Origin of the sequence: Pedobacter sp. Leaf132 (assembly GCF_920984695.1) — a bacterium.
Lineage (GTDB): Bacteria > Bacteroidota > Bacteroidia > Sphingobacteriales > Sphingobacteriaceae > Pedobacter.
Map to the genome: position 1 here is coordinate 457,726 of NZ_CAKLBO010000001.1, position 22,880 is coordinate 480,605.

The 22,880-nt window shown below is 36.3% G+C and carries 20 protein-coding genes and 1 tRNA gene; 16 read left to right on the forward strand and 5 right to left on the reverse strand.

Going from position 1 to position 22,880, the window contains the following annotated elements:
• Positions 1 to 132: 132 nt before the first annotated feature.
• Together LUA86_RS01980 and LUA86_RS01985 are read right to left on the reverse strand one after the other, a co-directional pair.
• Positions 133 to 693 (reverse strand): DinB family protein, encoded by a 561-nt coding sequence (locus LUA86_RS01980; protein ID WP_231458871.1) that lies wholly within the window; start codon positions 691 to 693, stop codon positions 133 to 135.
• Positions 694 to 1,093: 400 nt separating this feature from the next.
• Positions 1,094 to 1,783 carry a YafY family protein gene (locus LUA86_RS01985; protein WP_231458872.1) on the reverse strand — a complete coding sequence of 230 codons (690 nt, stop codon included), beginning with the start codon at positions 1,781 to 1,783 and terminating at the stop codon, positions 1,094 to 1,096.
• Between the two features lie 124 nt (positions 1,784 to 1,907).
• Between LUA86_RS01985 and LUA86_RS01990 the strand changes: the two genes are divergently transcribed.
• Positions 1,908 to 4,385, forward strand: a complete 2,478-nt coding sequence (locus LUA86_RS01990; RefSeq protein WP_231458873.1) for an ATP-binding protein — start codon at positions 1,908 to 1,910, stop codon at positions 4,383 to 4,385.
• 20 nt (positions 4,386 to 4,405) lie between these two features.
• On the opposite strand, the gene LUA86_RS01995 is transcribed toward LUA86_RS01990, so the two are convergent.
• The 3 genes from LUA86_RS01995 to LUA86_RS02005 all read right to left on the reverse strand — a co-directional run bounded on the left by LUA86_RS01995 (position 4,406) and on the right by LUA86_RS02005 (position 6,535).
• Positions 4,406 to 5,737, reverse strand: a complete 1,332-nt coding sequence (locus LUA86_RS01995) for a sigma-54 dependent transcriptional regulator (RefSeq protein WP_231458874.1) — start codon at positions 5,735 to 5,737, stop codon at positions 4,406 to 4,408.
• 69 nt (positions 5,738 to 5,806) lie between these two features.
• Positions 5,807 to 6,118, reverse strand: a complete 312-nt coding sequence (locus tag LUA86_RS02000) for a hypothetical protein (protein ID WP_231458875.1) — start codon at positions 6,116 to 6,118, stop codon at positions 5,807 to 5,809.
• A 102-nt stretch (positions 6,119 to 6,220) separates the two neighbouring features.
• Positions 6,221 to 6,535, reverse strand: coding sequence for a hypothetical protein (locus tag LUA86_RS02005; protein ID WP_231458876.1), 315 nt, complete (start codon positions 6,533 to 6,535; stop codon positions 6,221 to 6,223).
• 565 nt (positions 6,536 to 7,100) lie between these two features.
• Between LUA86_RS02005 and LUA86_RS02010 the strand changes: the two genes are divergently transcribed.
• The 15 genes from LUA86_RS02010 (at position 7,101) to ruvA (ending at position 22,869) form a co-directional block, all read left to right on the forward strand.
• Positions 7,101 to 7,173: transfer RNA gene (locus LUA86_RS02010), tRNA-Thr, on the forward strand.
• Between the two features lie 122 nt (positions 7,174 to 7,295).
• A complete protein-coding gene (locus LUA86_RS02015; RefSeq protein ID WP_231458877.1) occupies positions 7,296 to 8,456 on the forward strand; it encodes an amidohydrolase family protein in 1,161 nt (386 codons plus the stop codon).
• Between the two features lie 5 nt (positions 8,457 to 8,461).
• Positions 8,462 to 9,418, forward strand: a complete 957-nt coding sequence (locus LUA86_RS02020) for a nitronate monooxygenase family protein (protein ID WP_231458878.1) — start codon at positions 8,462 to 8,464, stop codon at positions 9,416 to 9,418.
• 63 nt (positions 9,419 to 9,481) lie between these two features.
• Complete coding sequence (locus LUA86_RS02025) at positions 9,482 to 9,757, forward strand: acylphosphatase (protein ID WP_231458879.1); 276 nt, start codon at positions 9,482 to 9,484, stop codon at positions 9,755 to 9,757.
• A 49-nt stretch (positions 9,758 to 9,806) separates the two neighbouring features.
• Complete coding sequence (locus tag LUA86_RS02030; RefSeq protein WP_231458880.1) at positions 9,807 to 11,288, forward strand: lipopolysaccharide biosynthesis protein; 1,482 nt, start codon at positions 9,807 to 9,809, stop codon at positions 11,286 to 11,288.
• 60 nt (positions 11,289 to 11,348) lie between these two features.
• Positions 11,349 to 11,780 (forward strand): dUTP diphosphatase, encoded by a 432-nt coding sequence (dut, locus tag LUA86_RS02035; RefSeq protein WP_231458881.1) that lies wholly within the window; start codon positions 11,349 to 11,351, stop codon positions 11,778 to 11,780.
• 76 nt (positions 11,781 to 11,856) lie between these two features.
• Positions 11,857 to 13,542 carry a tetratricopeptide repeat protein gene (locus tag LUA86_RS02040; RefSeq protein WP_231458882.1) on the forward strand — a complete coding sequence of 562 codons (1,686 nt, stop codon included), beginning with the start codon at positions 11,857 to 11,859 and terminating at the stop codon, positions 13,540 to 13,542.
• Positions 13,520 to 14,311 (forward strand): DUF4292 domain-containing protein, encoded by a 792-nt coding sequence (locus LUA86_RS02045; RefSeq protein WP_231458883.1) that lies wholly within the window; start codon positions 13,520 to 13,522, stop codon positions 14,309 to 14,311. The genes LUA86_RS02040 and LUA86_RS02045 overlap by 23 nt, the downstream gene beginning before the upstream one ends.
• A gap of 163 nt (positions 14,312 to 14,474) precedes the next feature.
• On the forward strand, positions 14,475 to 15,782 hold the full coding sequence (locus LUA86_RS02050) for a murein hydrolase activator EnvC (protein WP_231458884.1): 1,308 nt from the start codon (positions 14,475 to 14,477) through the stop codon (positions 15,780 to 15,782).
• 77 nt (positions 15,783 to 15,859) lie between these two features.
• The gene (locus LUA86_RS02055; RefSeq protein WP_231458885.1) at positions 15,860 to 16,198 is read left to right on the forward strand and encodes a twin-arginine translocase TatA/TatE family subunit; all 339 of its coding nucleotides are present in this window, start codon (positions 15,860 to 15,862) and stop codon (positions 16,196 to 16,198) included.
• Positions 16,199 to 16,209: 11 nt separating this feature from the next.
• Positions 16,210 to 16,410, forward strand: coding sequence for a twin-arginine translocase TatA/TatE family subunit (locus tag LUA86_RS02060; protein ID WP_029287719.1), 201 nt, complete (start codon positions 16,210 to 16,212; stop codon positions 16,408 to 16,410).
• Positions 16,411 to 16,425: 15 nt separating this feature from the next.
• Positions 16,426 to 17,844 carry an Asp-tRNA(Asn)/Glu-tRNA(Gln) amidotransferase subunit GatA gene (gatA, locus tag LUA86_RS02065; RefSeq protein WP_231458886.1) on the forward strand — a complete coding sequence of 473 codons (1,419 nt, stop codon included), beginning with the start codon at positions 16,426 to 16,428 and terminating at the stop codon, positions 17,842 to 17,844.
• Positions 17,845 to 18,176: 332 nt separating this feature from the next.
• A complete protein-coding gene (locus LUA86_RS02070) occupies positions 18,177 to 19,580 on the forward strand; it encodes a lytic transglycosylase domain-containing protein (RefSeq protein ID WP_231458887.1) in 1,404 nt (467 codons plus the stop codon).
• A gap of 311 nt (positions 19,581 to 19,891) precedes the next feature.
• The gene (locus LUA86_RS02075) at positions 19,892 to 22,216 is read left to right on the forward strand and encodes an NADP-dependent malic enzyme (RefSeq protein ID WP_231458888.1); all 2,325 of its coding nucleotides are present in this window, start codon (positions 19,892 to 19,894) and stop codon (positions 22,214 to 22,216) included.
• 68 nt (positions 22,217 to 22,284) lie between these two features.
• Positions 22,285 to 22,869, forward strand: coding sequence for a Holliday junction branch migration protein RuvA (ruvA, locus tag LUA86_RS02080; protein ID WP_231458889.1), 585 nt, complete (start codon positions 22,285 to 22,287; stop codon positions 22,867 to 22,869).
• Positions 22,870 to 22,880: the final 11 nt, after the last annotated feature.

The following is a 22,880-nucleotide window of genomic DNA, read 5'->3' on the forward strand; positions in this document are numbered from 1 at the left end:
ATTGTGTAATTAAGGTTATCAAGACATGACAATCTTTTAAAATAATTTAGCCACAGATAAAAAGGATGAACACGGATTTGGTTTATTAGCCGTATTTATCCTTTTTATCTGTGTACATCTGTGGTTAAAAATTTAGAAAGAAGGATAATCTGCCGTTGGTCCGTAACTCATTGGAACCGGAATATCCAATAACCTAAAATAAACGCCTAATTGTGCTCTGTGGTGAGCGGTTTGGCTAAAAGCAATACGTATCATTTCATACCTTGTCGAATCTGATAAAATCTGTTCGCCATTGCGTAATACCCATCTTTCAGTTAAACTTTCTTCGCTGGCTTTTTCTAATTCTTTTTTGCCTGCGTTGTAGCTTGCTTCTAAAATTTTAGTTAAATCATCGGCACTTTCAATTTTTTTCTCTTCGTAAGGTGCCGTTGCGAAATCCAATCCATCAGTTGTAAGGGCTAAAGAAATCCACTCTGGTAATTCAGCAACATGACTTGCAAGGGATTTCATTTTCATGCTTTTTTCGTGTGGTGCCCAATCGAATTTATCGGCAGGTACACTGGCCATAAATATTTTTGAAGTGTTAAATTCAGTTTCAAGTTCTTTTAGTAATGCTTTAATGATTTCCATTTTTTGTTTGTTTAAGTTTTCTTCTTTGTTAATATCCAGTAGTAAAAAGTCGACTAAGCTCATGTTGTTTGAGGTTTGTTTAGACAAAGAAAATACTGGTGAGTGACAACCCTATGGCAGTGTAAAAAATATATTTTAGATTTTTTTAAAGACTAAAAATTAAAGATGGATGGCAATAAAACTCTAAGTGATTTGCAGAAATTTAAATTTGTCTTAACCAGACGGGCATTTTTCTTTTGACAACAAAAGAAACAAAATTGCCGGCTGAAAATTATTCATTTGTGTTTAATGTTTTTTAGGTACTCATGATTGCTTCGCAGTTTTTGTATTAAAGTTAGTGGTTTGGCTTTGACAATGTATTCCCAATCCCGTACGTACGGGATGTTAGGCCGGTTTAAAGTACAACGAAGAAACACTACTTAGGCTTTACCAAATGCACATACAAAGTTGTAAAGCTTGTAACTCAAAAATCAACTGGCAACATCGTCATATAATCGCTTAATGGCATGTGAGTTTCTTTAGTAAAAGGAATTTGCAGGTTTTTTAAGCAAACGATTCTTGTTAAATTAAAATCTCGGTATTGATTTCTTAAATGGCACCAGCCGATTAAATGCCAGCTGAAAGCATAAAAAATTAATCCGATTGGCTCAACAATCCTTTTGCTTGCTTCATCTTTAATATTTTTATAGTCTATTTCTATAATGTGTTTATCAGAAATTGCCACCTGAATTAATGAAAGATAATCATAATTAAAGCGTAGCCTGGTTGGCGTTTGCAGCTTTATATGCTGATTCATGGTTTCAAGTTTTTCTTTTTGACCATTCTTTAAAACGGCTTTTACTTTTGTTAATGCTGTAGCATAATGCGAACGAATGGAATTATCTGCAAAGCCATTTACTAAAGTTTCTACCAATAGTAATGCGTTGGCTTCATCTGTGTTAAATGAAACTGGAGGTAAAAAGTACCCCTGCACTAAAAAATAGCCTTTATGCTGTTCAAAGCTAATCGGAATACCCTGCTCAACTAATGCTTTTACATCTCGATAAACAGTTCTTACGCTAATATTGAAGCGTTCAGCAATTTTTTCTGCGCTGATGTATTTCTTCGATTGAAGTAGCGTTAAGATACCGAAAAGTCTGTCGATGCGATTCATTTTGTTTGGTTAACTAAAATTAATCAAATTTTTTACATTGCCTTGGTATGTTATTTGTTTAACATAGGTTACATGTGTTTTTCTATAAATATTCGTTTTATATGATAAACAAAATCTCTATTAAATGGCTGCCGTTATTCAAAAGCGTTTCTTAAGGGCAATAAAAAGTAAGGTAATTATTGGGTTTTTATTTGCCTGTTTTGCTTTGCTTTTGGCTTGGGGTATCAGTAAGTTCGCCTTTACGCGTATGCTTAGCACTGTTGAGCAAATTTCTGCACCAAATGATAAACTTAGGCTGGTAAATAACCTTTCTCACAAAATAGCCAGGCTAGATCAGTTACAACGCGATGAAGCTTTTAACAAGCAAGGCGATTACAGTTTTTTAAGGGAATCGAGAAAATTAAGGGCTACGCTAGATACCTTGAAGCGCTTATATGATGGAGATTCTTTGCAACTGGCCAGAATTAAATCGATAAAAAATTTATTATCTGACAGAGATAAACAATTTGTAGACTACCTCAAGGTTAGAGAAACTTTGGTTAATACAAAATCTTTTTCTGAAGAGGTTAAAAAGTTGAATGATTTAGTGGTAAAAAGGTCTGTACAATCAGATAGTGCAGTTTTAACAACTGAAACCACTACATCTACCACAACCGTTGCACCCGAAGAGGCGCAAAAATCAAAAGGCTTTTTAAGCAAGCTTTTTGGTAAAAAGAAATCTGATGTTTACAAAATTATAAACGAAGAATTTAAAGTAAAACGTGATACTTTAAATGCGAAAGCTGAAGACAGCATTATGAAAAGCATGACGGGTTCGTTAAAAAATATCGAACTTGAGCAGCGACAGAAAAGCCAGAAATTTTTAAAACGGGAAGCTGAATTATCTAATGCGAGTAATGCCTTAACGGCTCAAATGCTGCAAATTTTGAGAGAAGTTGAAGGGCAGGCCGTGGCACAAATAGATTTAAACGGTATTCAGGCAAAGCAAGTTGTAAATGATGGTATTACCCAAATTACCGTAATTATCATTGCTTTCTTTTTGCTAACGGTTATTTTGCTTTATTTTATCTTAACAGATATCACTAAAAGCAATCGGTACAGAAAGGAGCTGGAGCAGGCGAAAGATGAGGCAGAATACCACGGAAAGGCAAAACAACGCTTCCTTTCTAATATGAGTCATGAGATTAGGACGCCTTTGCAGTCTATTTTAGGTTATGCAGAATTGATTGCACATCAAGATAATCCTAAAAAGAAAGATATCGATGCTATCTATCAATCCTCTATTCATTTGCTGCAGATTGTTAATGAAGTGCTGGATTACAACAGAATTATTTCAGGAGAGTTTAGTTTTAACAACCAGGTTTTTGACATCCGTAAAATTTTGAGCGAAGTGATTTCTGTGATGCGACCATTAGCAGAGCAAAAATCGTTGCTGCTTAATGCCAATTTAGACATTACTGGTGTTGAGTTTGTTAGAGGTGATGCCTTCAGGTTAAAACAAATTCTGTTTAATTTAATTGGTAATGCCGTCAAATTTACCCTAAAAGGGGAGATAAATTTATCCGTTGCCTGCAAAAGGCAAGGAGATGATTTACACTTTCATTTTACCATACAGGATACCGGAATTGGTTTTGAAGAGAGCGATATCAGCAAAATATTTAACGAATTTGAGCAGATAGAATCGCCGGAAAAATATGTTATTAACCAAACCGGAACAGGCTTAGGCTTACCAATAGTAAAATCTTTAATCGAAGCGCAAGGCGGAAGAATTCATGTAAAAAGTAAACCATCAAAGGGTACAACCTTTAATATATACTTAACTTACCAATACACTGATGAAAAGGTAAATGAAGCATTAGATTTGGAACATTATGCCATTGTAAACCCGGGTTTGGTTTGGATTATTGATGATGATAAGCTTATTCTTGATTTATGTGGTTTCATTTTCGGTAAAAATAAAATTCCGTATAAAAGCTTTAATCATGTGGCTGATATTTTACATGAAGAGGTTGCCCCAGATTTAAAATACGTATTAATTGATATGCGAATGCCCGAAATGAGCGGTATTGAATTGTGCCATTTATTAAGGAAAAAACTCCCAGCCGAAGTTAAGTTTTACGCCATAACAGCCCAGGTTTTACCAGAGGAAAGAGAAATGGTTCTGGGTGATGGATTTGATGGTTTGATTATGAAACCCTTCCAGGCGGTAGATTTATTATCAATTTTTGATAAAACTAAAATTGTTACTGATGCAATAGAGTTTGATTTTTCTTCAATAGAGAAAATGACTTTTGGCGACCAGCAGATGCTGGAAAAAATATTAACGAGGTTTAAATTAGATTGTGTTAACGATTCAAAAGAACTTACACAATATATTAAAGATAATAATCAGGATAAAAGCAGGCTAATTGTTCATCGCCTTGCCGGGCGAACCGCCCAAATGGGTGCTAAAACTTTAGCAACCGCTTTCCGCGAATTGGAAATAGATATTGCCGAGATTGGATTAACAGATGGAAATTCTAAAGAAGTTCTAAATCAACTCCAAAAACTGGAGGGTTTAATCGCGGTTATAGAAGAAATGGAATGCGCTGGAGCAAAATAATTTTCGCCGTTCTTACCACATTATTCTATCCCGTATCGCTCCATTTTGGCGTACAATGTTTTCCTGTCGATATTTAAAATTTTTGCAGCTTTTGATTTATTGTGCCTAACCCTGATTAGGGTTTCTGTTATCAAAGCTTTTTCGTTTTGTTCGTTCACCGCCTTTAAATCTGATGAATTTCCAACCGCTGTTTGCTGATGAACAGAAATCATCATCTCATCTGGAAGGGCTTCTACTTGCGCAACATCACCTTGTGTTAATAAAACCATTCGCTTAATTACATTACTTAATTCACGCAGGTTTCCTGGCCAATCATAATTTAAGAGCAGGCTTTTTGCATCTGCAGATATGGTTTTAACATTCCTGCCTAAGTTGCGGTTTGATAGTTGCACAAAATGGTTGATAAATAATTCAAGGTCGGAGCCTCTATCACGCAATGGAGGCAACTGAATTTTAAATTCGTTTAAGCGATGATATAAATCTTCTCTAAATTCACCCTGTTGCATGCTTCCTGCTAAATCATCATTGGTTGCAGTTATAATTCTAACATCAACCTGAATTTGCTTTGTGCTGCCAAGCGGTTGTATAACGCGTTCTTGCAGGGCTCGCAGAAGTTTTATTTGTACTTCGTAACTTAAATTTCCTACTTCATCTAAAAATAAAGTTCCGCCATCTGCAGCCTCAAACTGACCTTTTTTGTCATTTAGTGCGCCTGTAAAAGCACCTTTTACATGTCCGAATAATTCACTTGCGGCCAAATCTTTCGATAATGCACCACAATCTATAGCAATAAATGGTTTATTTGCTCTTTTACTTTGCTGATGTAAAGTTCTGGCGGCAAATTCTTTTCCCGTTCCGCTTTCACCTTGAATAATTACCGACATATCCGTTGGTGCAACCAAAGCAATATGTTCATACAATTTATCGGCAATTGCGCTTCTGCCTTTAATAAAATCGCTTTCAGCAGGTTTTTGGTTATTGTCTTTATCCTGCTTTTTTGTAAGCGAGTTTTTTATAACCATCAAAAGTTCATCAGGGTTTACAGGTTTGGTAATGTAGTCGAAAGCGCCCATCTGCATAGATTTCACAGCTGTTCTTACATCATTAAAACTTGTCATGATGATTATCGGGGTCAGAAACCCTAAGTTTCTGGTGTGGGTAATCACTTCTAAACCAACGCCATCTGGTAAGCGATAATCAATAAGAAGCAAATCAAACTCCTGATTTTCTATAAGTTTAAAAGATTGCTTTACATGGGTTACGAGCGTAACCTCATAATTGTTTTTAGTTAAAAAACCTTCAAGTAATTGAGCAAATGTTGTATCGTCTTCTAAAATCAGGATTCTCGCCATATAACAAAAATACGAAAAGCCAGTTAAATACTGGCCTTTCGTATACTAGGTAGATGCAATAATTTGGGGTTATTGTACTGGTTTACCGTCTTTATCAATCTTAACTGAGCCTGTTTCGGCTTCTTTTTTAACATTGATTAGGTAATATTCTTTTGTTCCTTCTTTAACTGCCCAGGCTTCTGTAGCGGTCCAGCCTTTGTAAGCATCAGATTTTAATGCGGTTGTAACCGGCTCTGGTAATTCTTCTAATTTTACCGGAGTTTTTGTAGTGCTATCTTGACCTGCAACAATTGCAGTTGGTTTTAAATCTTTAATTTCACTCGCTTGTACTGCTGTTAATCCTGCTACAGCTAATGCTGCTGATAAAATGAACTTTTTCATAGTTGTAAATTTTTATTATAAAGTGTAGCCTGGTAAATGGCTACACTATTGGTTAATTATGCCTCAATCGAGGGTATTGTAATTTTTGGGGTGCTATTAATATTATTGTACCGGCTTACCGTCTTTATCAATTTTAACCGAGCCAGTTTCAGCTTCTTTTTTAACATTGATTAGGTAATATTCTTTTGTTCCTTCTTTAACTGCCCAGGCTTCTGTAGCTGTCCAGCCTTTATATGCATCAGATTTTAATGCGGTTGTAACCGGCTCTGGTAATTCTTCTAGTTTTACCGGAGTTTTTGTAGTGCTATCTTGAGCTGCAACAATTGCAGTTGTATTTAAATCTTTTACTTCACTTGCTTGTACTGCTGAGAATCCTGCGAACGCTAAAAATGTAGCTGATAAAATGAACTTTTTCATAGTATGATTTTTAAAATTTAATATTTGTAACAATACTTGCTAAGGTTTCATAATAATGCCAAAGCTGGCATGCCTTATTAACTTATTGATTTTCAAGACTATAAAAATTAGTAGCTTAATTATGTGTGTAGACTTTCTCCACACATTGGGGGTAATGCCAACAGGTTAAATTGATTTTTTAAATTTTTGGAAAGCAAAAGCACTGCTAATAATCAAAGTTCGTCCCGTTATTCGCTGTAGCCCTCGCAGAAAAAGCTCGGGGCTGCCGCTATTACCGGGTTTAGGTAAATTGGTTTCTGCAGGAAATAGAAAGGGTAGCTCCTGCTCCGATGTCAATAACTCAAGCAAATTTGTGCTTGTCATCCTGAGCTTCCCTAAACTTCTTGACAAGTTATTGTTATACAGAATCTTTAGTTCATAAAAAGTAATTTAAGGTATTCGAGAAGCGCAGACTGACAGATTGAAAGGTTAAATTAATGAGGAGAGGTTAAAGCGAAACGAATAAAATTTTAAAAAACTTTTTTTCGGCAACATAATTTTTTCTATACTTGCAGCCCGATAAAAAGCCTCCTTAGCTCAGCTGGTAGAGCAACTGACTTGTAATCAGTAGGTCATTGGTTCGATTCCGATAGGAGGCTCTTTTTTATCTTCGATTGCAGATTTAAAATATTAGATTTTGCTCAAAACCGATATCTTTTCTTAAAGCGTTTTACTCCACAGCTTTACTACATTCATAAATCAAAAATCATAAATTCGCTTTATGTTACAATATTTTGCAGCCGATTGGATATTTCCTGTTAATGCACCTGCTATAAAAAACGGTACAGTTGTTACAAATGCTAAAGGCGAAATCACTAAGCTTCTTAATGAAGATGAATCGAAAAATTTAGATGTCTATAAACACAATGGCGCTATCGTTCCAGGTTTTGTAAACACCCATTGCCACCTCGAATTATCGCACATGTTTAAGCAAATTCCAGAACAAACCGGTTTGGTGGAGTTTGTAAAGCAGGTAATTAAAAGTAGGCAAGCTAGCGATGAACAAATTAAAGCATCTATAGAAATTGCTGATAAACAAATGTTTGATAATGGCATCGTTGCCGTTGGCGATATTTCGAATCAAATTGTTTCGAAAGAAACTAAATTAAAGAGTAAAATTTATTACCATACTTTTGTCGAAGCAATGGGATTTAATCCCGATAGGGCAGAATTAATTATGAAGCATTCAAAAGAAATTATGAATGATTTCTCCCCATTGCATGCTTCCATAGTTCCCCATGCACCATATTCAGTTTCTGCTGAGCTTTTCAATCTGATTAGAGAAATTGCTCATCAGAATAAGCAATTTATCAGCATTCACAATCAGGAAAGCCCGCAAGAAAATTCATTTTTTCAAAACAAGACAGGCGATTTTTTAGAGTTATACAAGTTTTTAGGTTTAGATATATCGTTTTTCCAAGCGACAGCCAAAACATCATTGCAAAGCTATTTGCCAAACTTAGAGTTGCTTAAAACTTTAATGGTTCATAATACGGTTTCCAGTAAAGAAGATATTGATTTTGCAAAAAAGGCAAATCCAAATTTATACTGGTGCCTTTGTCCGAATGCAAATTTATATATAGAAAATGCATTACCTGATGTAGATTTACTGATTAATGAAAACCTGAAAATTACATTAGGAACCGACAGCCTGGCAAGTAATCATCAGTTAAATATTCTGTCTGAAATGAGAACCTTGCAAAAGGCAGAAAAAGTCAATTTCGAAAAACTTTTAACTTGGGCGACTATCAATGGTGCCGAATTTTTAGCATTAGAGAATAAGTTAGGAACAATTGAAATTGGCAAAACGCCTGGCTTAAATTTGATTCAACTATCTAATAATTTTGAAATAGAAAGTGATAAGGTTACTAAACTGATTTAATATTTATGAATTCAATTTGTAAACTTTTTAATATAAAATACCCGATTATTCAAGCCGGAATGGTTTGGTGCAGTGGTTGGAAGTTAGCTTCGGCGGTTTCAAACGCTGGTGGTTTGGGGATTATTGGCGCAGGTTCAATGTATCCTGATGTTTTAAGAAGCCACATTCAAAAATGTAAACTCGCTACTGATAAGCCTTTTGCAGTAAATATACCTTTGTTGTACCCGAACATTCAAGAAATAATTGATATTGTTATTGAAGAAAAAGTTAAAATCGTTTTTTCATCCGCTGGCAACCCGGCTACATGGACGAGCACACTAAAAGCGCATGGAATTATAGTTGTACATGTTATTGCAAATACAAAGTTTGCCTTAAAAGCTCAGGAAGCCGGTGTTGATGCAATTGTTGCCGAAGGTTTTGAAGCCGGCGGACATAACGGTAGGGAGGAAACCACAACCATGTGTTTAATACCGATGATTAAGGCTGCGGTAAATGTTCCGGTAATTGCTGCTGGTGGTATTGCAAGTGGAAAATCGATGTTGGCGGCCTTTGCATTAGGTGCCGATGCTGTTCAAATTGGTTCTGCCTTTGCCGTTGCTGAAGAATCTTCGGCACATCAGGCATTTAAAGAAAAGATTATTTCATCCGCCGAAGGCGATACCAAACTGGCCATGAAAAAGGTTGTTCCCGTTAGGTTATTAAAAAATGAATTTGCTGATGCAGTTGAAAAGGCTGAAGCCGAAGGCACCGGGAAAACTGAACTGATGGATTTATTAGGTAGGGCAAGGGCTAAACTTGGTATGTTTGAAGGTGATATGCAAAATGGTGAACTGGAAATTGGTCAGGTATCAGCTATGCTAAATGAAGTGAAACCTGCAAAACAAATTTTGGATGAAATTTGGAGCGAATACAAAGCCGGATTAAAAAGATTAAAGGATTTGCACAACGAATTAACAGACTAACTATTTGATAAGCATTTGGAATGTTAACTTTGCAACCGTAAAACAATTCAACATTTAATTTCAATGAAGCATTTCAACATCGTTATTACCGGAAAAGTTCAAGGTGTGGGTTTTCGCGAAACCACCAAAATTATTGCCAATCAAATGATGGTTAATGGTTTTGTTAGAAACGAAAAAGACGGCTCGGTGTATGTTGAAGCAGAAGCAGATGATATCTTCCTTGAAGAGTTTGTAAACTGGTGCCATGAAGGGCCAGACCGTTCGCGGGTTGAAAATGTTTCGGTAAGCGAAGGCGAAGTTAAAAACTATCGTAATTTTGAAGTTTTAAGAAATAAATAGATTAAGCATCTTATAATCTAAAATCGTAAATCAAAAATCTGAAATAAAATTGTCTGTATATAAAAAATTTGTTGGGCAAACAATGGTTTATGGTCTTAGTACCGTTTTCTCCCGATTGTTCAATTTTATCCTTACCCCAATCTATACTTCGGTGTATAAAAAAGGCGTGTATGGAATTTTTACCAACATGTATGCCAATGCCTCTTTGATAAATGCAATTTTGGCTTTTGGTATGGAAAGTACTTATTTCAGGTACCTGAATAAGTTTGAGGATAAAAAGCAAGAAGTTTACAATAACTCTTTTTTGTGCATTGCCTTTATTTCTACTCTTTTTTTAATAACCGGGTTAATTTTTTCAAATCCAATAGCCACATATCTGGCCGCAAAAGCATCCGAAGTTTCTGATTACAAACAGTATGTTGGTTTTTTTCTGTGGATTTTATTTATTGATGCAATTTGTGTAATTCCTTTTGCCAAACTGCGGGCAGATGGAAGGCCATTTAAGTACAGTGTTGTAAAATTCCTAAATATTGGCTGCTTCGTTGGCTTTAACCTGATATTTATTTTTGTACTGCCTGCCATTATAAAACATAACTGGATTGGTGCATCATGGCTACAGTCTTGGTATCGCCATCAATGGATTGGTTATGTGTTTGTATCTAACTTAATTGCAAGTTTAGCTACGCTTTTCGCATTGCTTCCTGAGTTTTTAAAAATACAACTGAAGTTTGATAAATCACTGTTTTCAAACATGTTTTCTTATAGCTGGCCTATACTTATTGCAAACTTATCCTTCATCGTAAATGAAAATTTAGATAAGATTGTTCTAAAAGATTTGCTTCCGGCAGATATTGCTAACGAAGAAGTGGGTATTTACGGCGCTGTATGCAAAATTGCCATCTTTCTGAGCATATTTATAACTGCGTTCCGCTTGGGGGCAGAGCCATTTTTCTTTAGTCACGCTAAAAATAAAAATGCCAAAGAAACTTATGCAACCATTTTGCAGTATTTCGTAATTGCGCTTGCCATACTTTTTGTTGCATTAATTGCAAACATAGAACTTTTAAAATATTTCATCAGGAATGAAGAATACTGGGTTGGGTTGCCTGCTGTACCATATTTATTAATGGGTTATGTTTTTTTGGGCATTTACATGAATTTATCAATATGGTATCGCCTTTCAGATCAAACCCGCTTCGGTTTATATATTTCAGTTATTGGCGCTATTATAACAATTGTGTTAAACGTTGTACTAATTCCTCGCTTCAGTTACATGGGTTCTGCATGGGTTTCGATGGCTGCTTATGCAATTATGACCATCATTTCGTACATCCTCGGACAGAAACATTATCCAATTCCATATAACCTAAAAAAAATACTTGCTTATTTAATAGTTTCAACCATAATAGTTTTTACCTCGTTTTTTGTGTTCGATAAAAATATTTACATCGGCAATGCGATGCTTATTGCTTTTATTGCCGGTATCGCTTACTTCGAGAAAAATGAAATCAGAAAACTTTTAAAACGATAATGCAATAATCATTAATTCACTCATTTATTCAATCAAACATTCAGTCATTCAAAATTATAAATGGAGATAAAAATCATCAATAAATCAGAACACCCATTGCCACAATATGAAACTGCTCATGCTGCAGGTATGGATTTGAGGGCATCAATAACTGAGGAAATTACGCTAAAGCCTTTGCAAAGAATGTTAATCCCGACAGGATTACATATTGAATTGCCAATTGGTTATGAAGCACAAATCAGACCGCGAAGCGGGTTAGCTTACAAGCACGGAATCAGTATTGTTAATGCACCCGGAACTATTGATGCAGATTATCGTGGAGAATTGAAAGTTTTATTGGTAAATTTATCCGATACGGATTTCAAGATTTTAAATGGCGAGCGTATTGCTCAAATGGTTATTGCTAAACATGAAACTGTAAGCTGGAATCTTGTTGAAGAATTATCTGATACAGCAAGAGGAGCGGGCGGTTATGGGCATACGGGCAAATAAATTTTTAATGATTAAGTTTTAATTATTGAATGTGTTGCAATAGCCAAATAGCTCATCTGGCATTTAGGTTTAAATTATGAGAAAATACATTTTTTTCGCTTTAATTGCTTTTAGTCTGCAAGCTTTTAGTCAGCTGCCTCCTGTAAAACTTAATCAGGATAGCAATGTGGTTAAACAGCTTTTCTTTGCAGGCTTACGCGAAAAAATGTTTGAGAATTTTGTCGTTGCATCTACAACTTTTAATAAGGTAGTTACGCTGGATACCAAAAATCATGCTGCTTATTATGAGCTTGCTGGTTTAAATCTAAGGCTTAATAAATTATCAGAAGCCGAACTAAATATCAAAAAAGCTATCGATTTAAATCCAGGAAACAAATGGTATTTGCGTTTGCTAAGCGAAGTTTATAAGCGGAATAATAATATGGTTTCGCTTATTTCTGTATTTAACCAATTGATAGCAATCGAGCCTGAAAATGACATATATTATTTTGATAAGGCAAATGCACAGTTAATTGCTAACCAGGTTAATGAAGCAAAAAAAACCTACAGCGAAATCGAATCAAAATTTGGCGTATCGAGAGAATTAACAAACGCCAGGAGGAGAATTGATGGAACTAATGCAACTGAAAGCGACATTGTAAAGTTGTTAGAAGGCAACCAGGCCGATGTAAAAAATTATCTGTATGCTGCGGGTTTATTGCTTCAAAAAAACAACGATGCTGAAGCTTTGAAAGTTTTATTGAAAGCACAGCAAATAGAGCCTAAAAATTTTGAAGTGAACCTTGGCTTGGCAGATGTTTATCGCAAGCAAAAGAATGATGAAGCCGCATTTGCATCGTTAAAATTAGCATTTGAAAGCGAAGAGATGCCGATTGATGAAAAGGTTAAAATAATTGCAGCGCTTTTCCAAAAAATAGATCAGCCAATAGTATCTAAAAACATTACAGCCTTAGGTAAAAGTTTAGCAGAAGCTAACCCGAAAGATGCAAAATCATTATCGCTTTATGGTGATATATTGTATCAGCAGAACAAGTTGCAAGATGCGTTGGTGCAATATCAGGCAGCTTTAAAACTTAACGAACAAGTTTACGCAGTTTGGGAACAGGTAATAAATATCCAAACTTTATTAGGCCATTATACAGATGCAGTTAAGCTTGGCGATGAAGCATTAACCATTTATCCCAATCAGGCAAGTTTATACTATTACATGGCTTATGCCTTGTATAAAACGGGCAAATATGATGTTGCTCAAAATAACCTCAAAAATGCACTTCAGCTGGATGTAGATAATAAAAGCTTACAAGCGCAGGTATATGCTTTGCAAGGCGATATTTTCATTAACCAGAATAATTTTCCGCAAGCCAAACTAGCATTTGAAAAGGCAATTATAACCGAGCCTGATAATTATCTGATAATGAATAATTATGCCTACTACCTTGCTTTAAAGAATGATGATTTAGCTAAAGCGGCAAAATATGCAGAAACAGCAGCGAATGCGATGCCCGAAAATTCATCGGTTGCAGATACTTATGCATTTATTTTGTTTAAGCAGCAGAAATACGATTTGGCAAAAACCTGGATTGAAAAGGCATTGCAAAACAATAGCAATAAAAACGGTGTTTATTTGGAGCGCTACGGCGACATTCTTTTTCTTAAAGGTGAAAAAGATGCAGCGATGCTCCAATGGCAAAAGGCCAAAGATGCCGGTAATGGCTCAGAAGTTTTAACAAAGAAAATCAATGAAAAGAAATATTTTAAATAGTGTTTTAATCCTATCTGCAGTAATGTTCTTTGCTGCTTGTAAACCAAAAAAAGAAATTGTAGTTGCGCCAACAACCACACCAGCACCTAGAACCGATAATTCAAAAATCGAAACCCTGAATTTATTAAATAGTAAACAGCTTAAGTTTAATACACTTTCGTTAAAGGCAAAGGCTTCGCTTGATATTTCTGGTGATGTAAATGATGTAACTATGAATTTCAGAATGAAGGATAAAGAAGTGATTTGGGTGAGTATTACTGCTTTAGGCGGAATGGCCGAAGTTGCAAGGGCTTTAATTACGCCCGATAGCATCAAAATTCAAAATAAGCTTAAAACTGAATACCTGAAAAAACCTTTCAGTTACATTTACAATTTTACCAATAAACAGGTAAACTTTAACACCTTACAAGCTATTTTAACAGGCAACGCCATGGGCGAATTTTTGACTGAACAATCTACATTAAAGCAAGAAAATGGCGCATGGATAGTATCAGGCAATAAAGAAAGCTTAGATTATCGCCTGCTTTTTAATGCTCTTTTTAAAGTTGCCGAAACTAACCTTAACGATGCTAAAAACGGACAAGCGTTGAAGGTAAATTATGATGATTACCAAAAGCTTAATGAGTTCCTTTTTCCGGGCAGTTTAAAAATTAATACCTTATCAGGAAGTAAAAAAATTAATATCGAAATGCAGTACGTAAAAATTGATGGCAATGTTCCGGTAGATTTTCCGTTTACTGTACCAAAGCGATACACGATTGTGAAATAATTCGTACCCAATCGAAATTATTCATCAATTAGATTTAAGTATAAAATTTTGCAATTTAAATGTTTCGTTACAGGCATGAAGTTTTTGTGAAGATGAACTCCTAATGCCCTTAGTAACTTAATTTTAATACTTTTTACTGTAAAATTTTTATACTTTTGGCTTAATGAAGCTATACAAACTCCTAATCATCCTGTCTTTAAGCACTATTGCCTTTTCTTCTTATGCGCAAACTGAGAGCCAATTACGAAGAAAAAAAGAAGCTATACAGCGAGAAATAGAACAGCTACAAAAAAATCTTAATAAAACGGCAAGTGGTAAAAAGCTAACCTTACAACAAATTAATGCCATTAATGCCCAAATCAGGCTTCGCCAGGATAAAATCGGAACCATCAACTCTGAAATAAAAAACCTCGATAACCAAATCTCTCAGAATACAAATACCGTACATACATTACAAGGACAGCTTGGCGATTTAAAAAAAGAATATGCCGGCATGATTCGTTTTGCGCAAAGAAATAGAAATGCTTACGAAAAAATGATGTTCGTTTTTGCAGCAAGAGATTTTAATCAAGCCTATAAAAGAATTAAATACCTGCAACAATTTAGTCAGTATCGTAAAAAACAAGCAGGCTACATCGAAAATACGCAAACCGAATTAAATGGTAAAATCAGGGTTTTGGATAAAACCTTAAAAGAAAAAAGCGAACTTTTAAAAGAGCAGGAAAGAGAAAGAGAACGCTTAGGAAAAGATAAAAACCAGCAGTCTGTAGCTTTAAAAAACTTAAGCAAACAAGAGCGTCAATTTAAGCAGGATATTAACGCCAAAAGAAAAGAACAACAGCAAATTGATAGGGCCATTCGTGCTGCAATCGCCAGAGCAATTGAAGAGGCCAGAAGAAAGGCAGCTGAGGAAGCTCGTTTAGCGGCGGCAAAACGTGCGGCAGAAGAAAGAGCTGCGGCAGAGAAAGCAAAAGCAGAAAATAAGCCTGCTCCAACTGCTTCTAAAGCCGCTCCGGCAGTAAAAGAGAAGAGTACCTCAGAACTGTTAACAGCTACACCTGAAGCAGCACGATTATCAGCAGGTTTCGAAAATAACAGAGGTAGATTGCCTTGGCCAGTTGCAGCAGGTACTATTACAGAGCGTTTTGGTTTACATAAAATAGATCAAGCTACATATACCAATGATGGAATAGATATTACTACTTCAGATGGTGCTACAGTTAGAGCCGTTTTTGCCGGAAAGGTTGTAATGGTTCAGAATATTATGGGTAGAATAGCCGTTTTAATTAGCCATGGAGAATATTTCACAGTATATCAGAATTTAAAAGCGGTTACTGTAACCACAGGTTCAACGGTTGATACTAAACAATCAATAGGCTCTGTTGCAAATACAGGCGATGATGCGATTTTGAAGTTTCAGATTAGAAGAGGTCAAGGGGCCTTAAATCCAGAAGCTTGGATTAGTAAATAACAATAGGGAATTAAATGTTTATATTTGTATAAAATAGATTAGTGATGTATCAAGGCACGTTATTAGAGTTTTTAAATATGGGTGGATCAGAGATCGTACTTATATTGGTTGTGGTTCTTTTGTTGTTTGGAGGTAAAAAATTACCCGAATTAGCAAGAGGATTAGGGAAGGGGATTAGAGAATTTAAAGATGCATCTGATGGTGTAAAACGCGAAATCCATAGAAACATCAATGCAATGGATTTAGATAAAGAAGAAGAAGAACAGCATGCAACCAACATACATAGCCAGCGCCATCATCCTTCAGATGATTCGGTAGTTGATGAAAAGGTTGCTACAACTCCAGATAATACACATTCCTCTGTTAGCAGTACTCCCATTGATGAAAAAATTGTAACAGATAGTCAAAAAGTTTAAACTAAAAAGTTATGTTAAATACAACAATAGCAGCAATGCTTGGCACACCAGAAATCATCATTATTGCGGTAGTGGTACTTTTATTATTTGGTGGTAAAAAAATTCCTGAACTTATGCGTGGTTTAGGTAAAGGTGTAAAAGAATTTAAAGATGGTAAAGATGGTGTAGATGGCGAACAAGTAGATCCATCAAACCGCGATAAAACTGTTTAATACAAATTTTAGGTTTTGAAGAAATACAGCTCTCTAAAGGAGATTCAAACGCTCATTTCGCAGAAGCAAATCACTTTACCCGATTTATTGGCTTATTATTTTAAGCAAATTAAAGCAAACGAACACCTCAATGCATTTAATGAGGTGTTTTTTTATTCGGCAGAGGCGCAGGCGACAACAGTACAGCAAAAAATAAACGAAGGCACGCAAGGTAAGCTTGCGGGCATGGTTATCGGCATAAAAGATAATATTTGCTATAAAGATCATATTGTTACGGCATCTTCAAAAATGCTCGATGGTTTTGTATCCCCATATTCTTCAACGGTTGTACAGCGTTTATTACAGGAGGATGCCATAATAATTGGTCGCTTAAATTGCGATGAATTTGCAATGGGTGGTTCTAACGAAACCTCATATTTTGGAGCGGTAAAAAACGCTGCAAATCCAGAACTTGTTCCCGGTGGCTCATCAGGTGGTTCTGCAGTAGCCGTTCAGGCAGACATGTGTTTGGCAGCTTTAGGCACCGATACGGGCGGTTCTGTTCGTCAGCCGGCTGCTTTTTGTGGGCAAATTGGTTTAAAACCAACTTACGGAAGAATTTCCAGGTATGGCGTAATCGCTTATGCTTCCTCTTTCGATCAGGTTGGTCCGATAACTTCATCTGTAGATGATGCAGCCATATTATTAAAGGTTTTAGCAGGTGCTGATGAGAATGATTCTACTGTTTCTGCCTTAGAAGTGCCTGATTATGCTGCTCATTTGAGCAATAATAAAAAACAAAAAATCGCCGTTTTAAAAGAAACCATCGAGAGCGAAGCGCTTGATCCGGAAATTAAAGCTGCCATACTTCAATCTATAGAAAATTTAAAGCAAAAAGGCCATACCATTGAGTATGTTTCTTTTGATTTACTGGATTATTTAGTGCCGGCTTATTATATTTTAACTACCGCAGAGGCTTCTTCAAATCTTTCGCGTTATGATGGTGTGCATTACGGGCATCGCAACGCGGAAGCAAAATCGCTCACAGATTTATATAAACTTTCTCGTTCTGAAGGTTTCGGTGAAGAGGTTAAACGCCGTATTTTGCTTGGAACTTTTGTTTTAAGCGCTGGTTATTACGATGCATATTATCAGAAAGCACAACAGGTAAGAAGACTAATCCGTGAAAAACTTGATGATTTATTCAAGTCTTACGACTTAATTCTATCGCCCGTGGCACCCACTTCGCCTTTCAAAATTGGCGAGAATTTTCAAGATCCCTTGGTGATGTACATGGCCGATATTTTTACGGTTTTACCATCTTTAAGCGGTAACCCGGCGATTGCATTGCCTTTAGGCAATAATAGCGAAGGTTTGCCGTTAAGTATTCAGTTTATAGCCAGGCATTTTGAAGAGGATGCTTTACTTGCTTTCTCTAATTCGTTTTTAAAATAGCTCGTTATTGCGAGGAAAAAGGAATCTTTTAAAACCTAAAAGATTTTTATTTTGGAAATTGAAGCATTTGCCTTTTGGCCGATTGTAGTCCCGCTTTTTGTTGCTCCCGATGAAAAATCGGGATTCACGTCAATCGGGTTTAGGTACAAAGGTTTGTGTAGGTTGGAAACATTAAAATGGAATATAATTTTGCCATTTAGCCCCGGGTGAAGCGGTTACCCTGCAGCGAGGAGGAAACCGACGAAGCGAAGCGTAAAAGCGAAACACGGGAAGAATTTTTAATAAGTGTAATTAGTTGCGCTACAATTTAGTTTTATATTAAACCACAACGCATGATTAAAAAATTACTTTTTACTTGTTTTTTGGCGCTAAGCGGATTTGTTTTTTCGGCATCGGCACAGCAAATTCTAAAAGCAGATAGTCTTTTTAAAAAGCAAAATAACGTATTCATAAATACCGATACGGTAGCCGTTCCTCCGGCAATAGAAAATCCTTTGCTTTTAAGCCAAAATTATGTTTATAAACTTCGGTTAGATTCGGTTGAGCAAATTGTACCACTTCCGCATAACGAATATGTGCAGCAATACATAGATATTTATGTTAAACGTAAAGATATGTTTGGCAAAATGCATGGCTTATCTGATTATTACTTCCCGATTTTTGAAAAAGCATTGAGGGATTACAATATTCCACAGGAAATAAAATACCTTACCATTGTAGAATCTCAAATGAATCCGCATGCCATTTCAAGGGTTGGCGCAACCGGCATTTGGCAGTTTATGTTTGGTACCGGTAAAGCTTACGGCTTAAAAATGGATAATTATGTTGATGAACGTAAAGACCCAATACAGGCAAGTTATGCCGCCGCCGCATATTTTAGAGATGCTTTTGAAGAATTAGGCGACTGGCTTTTGGCTATTGCGGCTTACAATTGTGGCAAAGGAAATGTGAATCGGGCAATTGAGAAAGCAGGCTCACGCGATTTTTGGGAGATAAGACAGTTTTTACCAAAAGAAACCAGAAACTATGTTCCGGCTTTTATAGCGGCAGTTTATGTTATGAATTATTCTGGCAAACACCAGATTACTGAGCTGGCCAGCAATATGATTTTAAAAACCGATACCATGCAGGTTAACCATTTTGTTTCACTACAATCGCTTGCGAAGGTTTTAAATGTAGACGAAAGCACATTGTTTGCTTTAAACCCATGGTATAAGAAAAAAATTATTAATGGTACGGCAGATTTACCAAAACGTGTAATTCTACCTAAATTAAAAAGTGCTGATTTGGCTGGTTTGTACGATGTATTAAACGCCGATGAGTTTGACGGAAATATGCGTGTTATTGAAGCCGGAACAGATGATGTGCGTGAACTTAGAAAGAAAAAGGTAACAACTATTGCTTCAAAAGCGATGATTTTCCATAAAGTATTAGCAGGTCAAAATTTAACCGCCGTTGCCAATAAGTATGGTGTTGAAGTTCAGGATTTAAAAGTTTGGAATGGTTTAAAAAGCCAAACGGTAGTTCCGGGGCAAAAGCTGAAAGTGTATGCAAAAAGAACAGTTGCTTTGAAAGCACCTGCATCTTATTTAAGCTATACAGTAAAGCGTGGTGATACGCTATCTGAAATTGCTGAAAAATTTGATGGTGCAAGCGTTCAAAGTATCAGAAAAGATAATCGACTGGCTAAAGCTGGTTTGCAACCTGGTATGGTGCTTAAGATTAGTAAAGGGTAACTTCCATTTTTTTATTTTCGCTATTCTTGATGTTGGCAGAGCGTAGCCAGATTTGGAAAGGAATAAGGATTTCAAATCCTTATTTTATTAGAACTTCGAGATGCCTTTCAGAACATCTCGAAGAGCTGAGGTGTGCAGCCAGACTTGGAAAGGAATAAGGATTTCAAATCCTTATTTTATTAGAACTTCGAGATGCCTTTCAGAACATCTTGAAGAGCTGAATAACTTCCATTCTTTTTATTCAATAGCCTTTTTATTTTAAGCCTCATAAAAAGAATTGTACCTTTGCGCCGTCACTAATAAGTTACTTAATGAGTAATATCAATAGAAAGCAAGATGCGCTCGATTACCACTCGCAAGGGCGGCCAGGAAAAATACAAGTAGTACCTACAAAACCAACAACTTCGCAACGCGATTTAACTTTGGCTTATTCGCCGGGTGTTGCAGAACCTTGTTTAAAAATAGCCGCTAACACGGATGATGTTTATAAATACACCGCAAAGGGAAATCTTGTTGCGGTAATTAGTAACGGTACAGCCGTTTTAGGTTTAGGCGATATTGGCCCCGAAGCAGGTAAACCTGTAATGGAAGGTAAGGGTTTGTTATTTAAAATCTTTGCAGATATAGATGTTTTTGATTTGGAATTGGACACTAAAAATGTTGATGATTTTGTGAAAATCGTTAAGGCTTTAGAGCCAACATTTGGTGGTGTAAATTTAGAAGATATTAAAGCGCCTGAGTGTTTTGAAATTGAGCGTCGGTTAAAGGAAGAAATGAATATTCCTGTGATGCACGATGACCAACATGGAACAGCAATTATTTCTGGTGCAGCGTTATTGAATGCCATCGAAATCCAGAAGAAGAAAATAGATAAAATTAAGGTTGTGGTAAGTGGCGCTGGTGCAGCGGCTGTATCATGCTCTAAAATGTACCTTTCTTTGGGCGTAAAAGCCGAAAATTTGGTTATGTTCGATATTAATGGGTTAATTAACACCGAACGTACAGATTTGGATGATATGCGAATGAGTTTCGCAACAACCAGGAAAGACATAAAAAACATTGGCGAGGCTATGAAAGGCGCTGATGTTTTCATTGGTTTATCAGCAGGAAACGTTATACAGCCTGAGATGTTGGTTGGTATGGCCAAAAACCCGATTGTTTTTGCGATGGCCAATCCAAATCCGGAAATTGCTTATGATTTAGCTATAAAAACCCGTAAGGATTTAATTATGGCTACCGGCCGTTCTGATTATCCTAACCAGGTTAATAATGTATTGGGTTTCCCATATATTTTTAGAGGCGCTTTAGATGTACGTGCAACAACCATTAACGAAGCGATGAAAATTGCTGCTGTTAAGGCGATTGCCGAGCTTGCGAAAAAATCTGTGCCTGAGGCGGTAAATCTTGCTTATAACGCCCGTAATCTTAAATTTGGCAGAGATTATATCATTCCAAAACCTGTAGATTTTAGGTTGATAACAGAAGTTTCTATCGCGGTAGCTAAAGCGGCGATTGAAAGTGGCGTTGCCCGTAAAAACATTACAGATTGGGATGCTTATCACGAAGAATTAAGAAAACGCTTAGGTTTGGATGATGTAATTATGCGAGCCATCACCAATAAAGCAAAATCAGACCCAAAACGTGTGGTTTTTGCCGAAGCGGATAATTATAAAATCTTAAAAGCTGCCCAAATTGTGAAAGATGAAGGCATTGCAATCCCAATTTTATTGGGTAACAGAGAAAAAATTCAGGATATAATTGATGCCCACGCTTTGGAATTGCATGGTGTAGAAATTATAGATCCAATTCAAAATCCTGCTAAAACCAAACAATATGCAGACGCACTCTATAAAAAACGTCAGCGTAAAGGAATTTCTGCAAAAGATGCGGCCAAACTATTGAGAGATAGAAATTATTATGGTGCATCGATGGTTGAGTTTGGTGAAGCTGATGCAATGATTTCTGGTTTAACCAAAAATTATGGCGATACAATTAAGCCAGCTCTTCATGTAATTGGTGTAGATCCATCGGTTAAGCGTGTTGCAGGTATGTATATGATGATGACTAAAAAAGGTCCGGTGTTTTTTGGAGATACTACTGTGAATGTAGATCCATCTGCTGAGGAACTTGTTGCCATCACTTTATTAGTAGAGAAATCGGTTAAACAATTTAACATTAAGCCGAGAGTTGCCTTACTGTCTTATTCAAACTTTGGTTCGAACGATGGCATAACACCAGAAAAGGTTAGGAAAGCTGTTAATATTTTACATAAGGAACATCCTGAAGTTGTTGTGGATGGTGAAATGCAGGGTAATTTTGCCATTAATAATGAGCTTTTGAAAGATAATTTTCCTTTCAGCACATTGGCAGATGCACCTGCAAATACGCTAATTTTTCCTAATCTCGAAGCTGGTAACATTGCTTACAAACTTCTACAAGAACTTGGAGGTGCTGAAGCTGTTGGTCCGATTTTGTTAGGCTTAAATAAACCGGTGCATATTGTGCAGTTGGGTAGTTCGGTGCGTGAAATTGTAAATATGGTAACCATTGCTGTTGCAGATGCGCAAGCCAAAGAAGAATCGGCAGGTGGCACAAAGCGGAAAGGTATTTTTACTAAAACAGCAGCAAAAAAGTAAGTTTAGTTGCTTTTAATAGTAATTAGCTTTAAATTGAAAATCTCAAACTGTAATCCGAAATCTAAAATATGTACGCCTATATTGATGGTAAACTTACCTTTAAAAACCCTGCTTATGTTGTTATAGAAGCAGGAGGAATAGGTTTTCATATAAACATTTCATTAAATACGTATAGCAATCTTACCGATACGGAAAGGTGTAAACTTTACACCTGGCTACATGTTAAGGAAGATGCACACACACTATATGGCTTCGCCGATGAGGGTGAACGCCGTTTATTTTTACATCTGATTTCTGTTTCGGGTATTGGCCCGAATACAGGAAGGATGATTTTATCCTCAATTACACCAACAGAAATTCAAGCAGCTATCGTTCATGCAGACTATCCACTAATTCAGCGAATTAAGGGACTAGGCGCAAAAACTGCACAGCGTTTAGTTTTAGAATTGCAGGATAAACTAAAGAAGGAGGGCGTAGATTCATTAATTTCTGTTCCTCTGCACAATACCGTTAAAGATGAAGCGTTATCAGCATTAGTAATGCTCGGTTTCGCCAAACAAACAGCCGAAAAAACTATCGATCAGATTTTAAAAGTAACAGAAGGAACGCTTTCGGTAGAGCAGCTAATTAAACATGCCTTGAAGAACTTATAGACTAACCGCCT

Coding starts and splice junctions, on each gene's coding strand:
- LUA86_RS01980 (WP_231458871.1), bottom strand. CDS start 693: ATGAGCTTAGTCGACTTTTTACTACTGGATATTAACAAAGAAGAAAAC.
- LUA86_RS01985 (WP_231458872.1), bottom strand. CDS start 1,783: ATGAATCGCATCGACAGACTTTTCGGTATCTTAACGCTACTTCAATCG.
- LUA86_RS01990 (WP_231458873.1), top strand. CDS start 1,908: ATGGCTGCCGTTATTCAAAAGCGTTTCTTAAGGGCAATAAAAAGTAAG.
- LUA86_RS01995 (WP_231458874.1), bottom strand. CDS start 5,737: ATGGCGAGAATCCTGATTTTAGAAGACGATACAACATTTGCTCAATTA.
- LUA86_RS02000 (WP_231458875.1), bottom strand. CDS start 6,118: ATGAAAAAGTTCATTTTATCAGCAGCATTAGCTGTAGCAGGATTAACA.
- LUA86_RS02005 (WP_231458876.1), bottom strand. CDS start 6,535: ATGAAAAAGTTCATTTTATCAGCTACATTTTTAGCGTTCGCAGGATTC.
- LUA86_RS02015 (WP_231458877.1), top strand. CDS start 7,296: ATGTTACAATATTTTGCAGCCGATTGGATATTTCCTGTTAATGCACCT.
- LUA86_RS02020 (WP_231458878.1), top strand. CDS start 8,462: ATGAATTCAATTTGTAAACTTTTTAATATAAAATACCCGATTATTCAA.
- LUA86_RS02025 (WP_231458879.1), top strand. CDS start 9,482: ATGAAGCATTTCAACATCGTTATTACCGGAAAAGTTCAAGGTGTGGGT.
- dut (WP_231458881.1), top strand. CDS start 11,349: ATGGAGATAAAAATCATCAATAAATCAGAACACCCATTGCCACAATAT.
- LUA86_RS02040 (WP_231458882.1), top strand. CDS start 11,857: ATGAGAAAATACATTTTTTTCGCTTTAATTGCTTTTAGTCTGCAAGCT.
- LUA86_RS02045 (WP_231458883.1), top strand. CDS start 13,520: ATGAAAAGAAATATTTTAAATAGTGTTTTAATCCTATCTGCAGTAATG.
- LUA86_RS02050 (WP_231458884.1), top strand. CDS start 14,475: ATGAAGCTATACAAACTCCTAATCATCCTGTCTTTAAGCACTATTGCC.
- LUA86_RS02055 (WP_231458885.1), top strand. CDS start 15,860: ATGGGTGGATCAGAGATCGTACTTATATTGGTTGTGGTTCTTTTGTTG.
- LUA86_RS02060 (WP_029287719.1), top strand. CDS start 16,210: ATGTTAAATACAACAATAGCAGCAATGCTTGGCACACCAGAAATCATC.
- LUA86_RS02070 (WP_231458887.1), top strand. CDS start 18,177: ATGATTAAAAAATTACTTTTTACTTGTTTTTTGGCGCTAAGCGGATTT.
- LUA86_RS02075 (WP_231458888.1), top strand. CDS start 19,892: ATGAGTAATATCAATAGAAAGCAAGATGCGCTCGATTACCACTCGCAA.
- ruvA (WP_231458889.1), top strand. CDS start 22,285: ATGTACGCCTATATTGATGGTAAACTTACCTTTAAAAACCCTGCTTAT.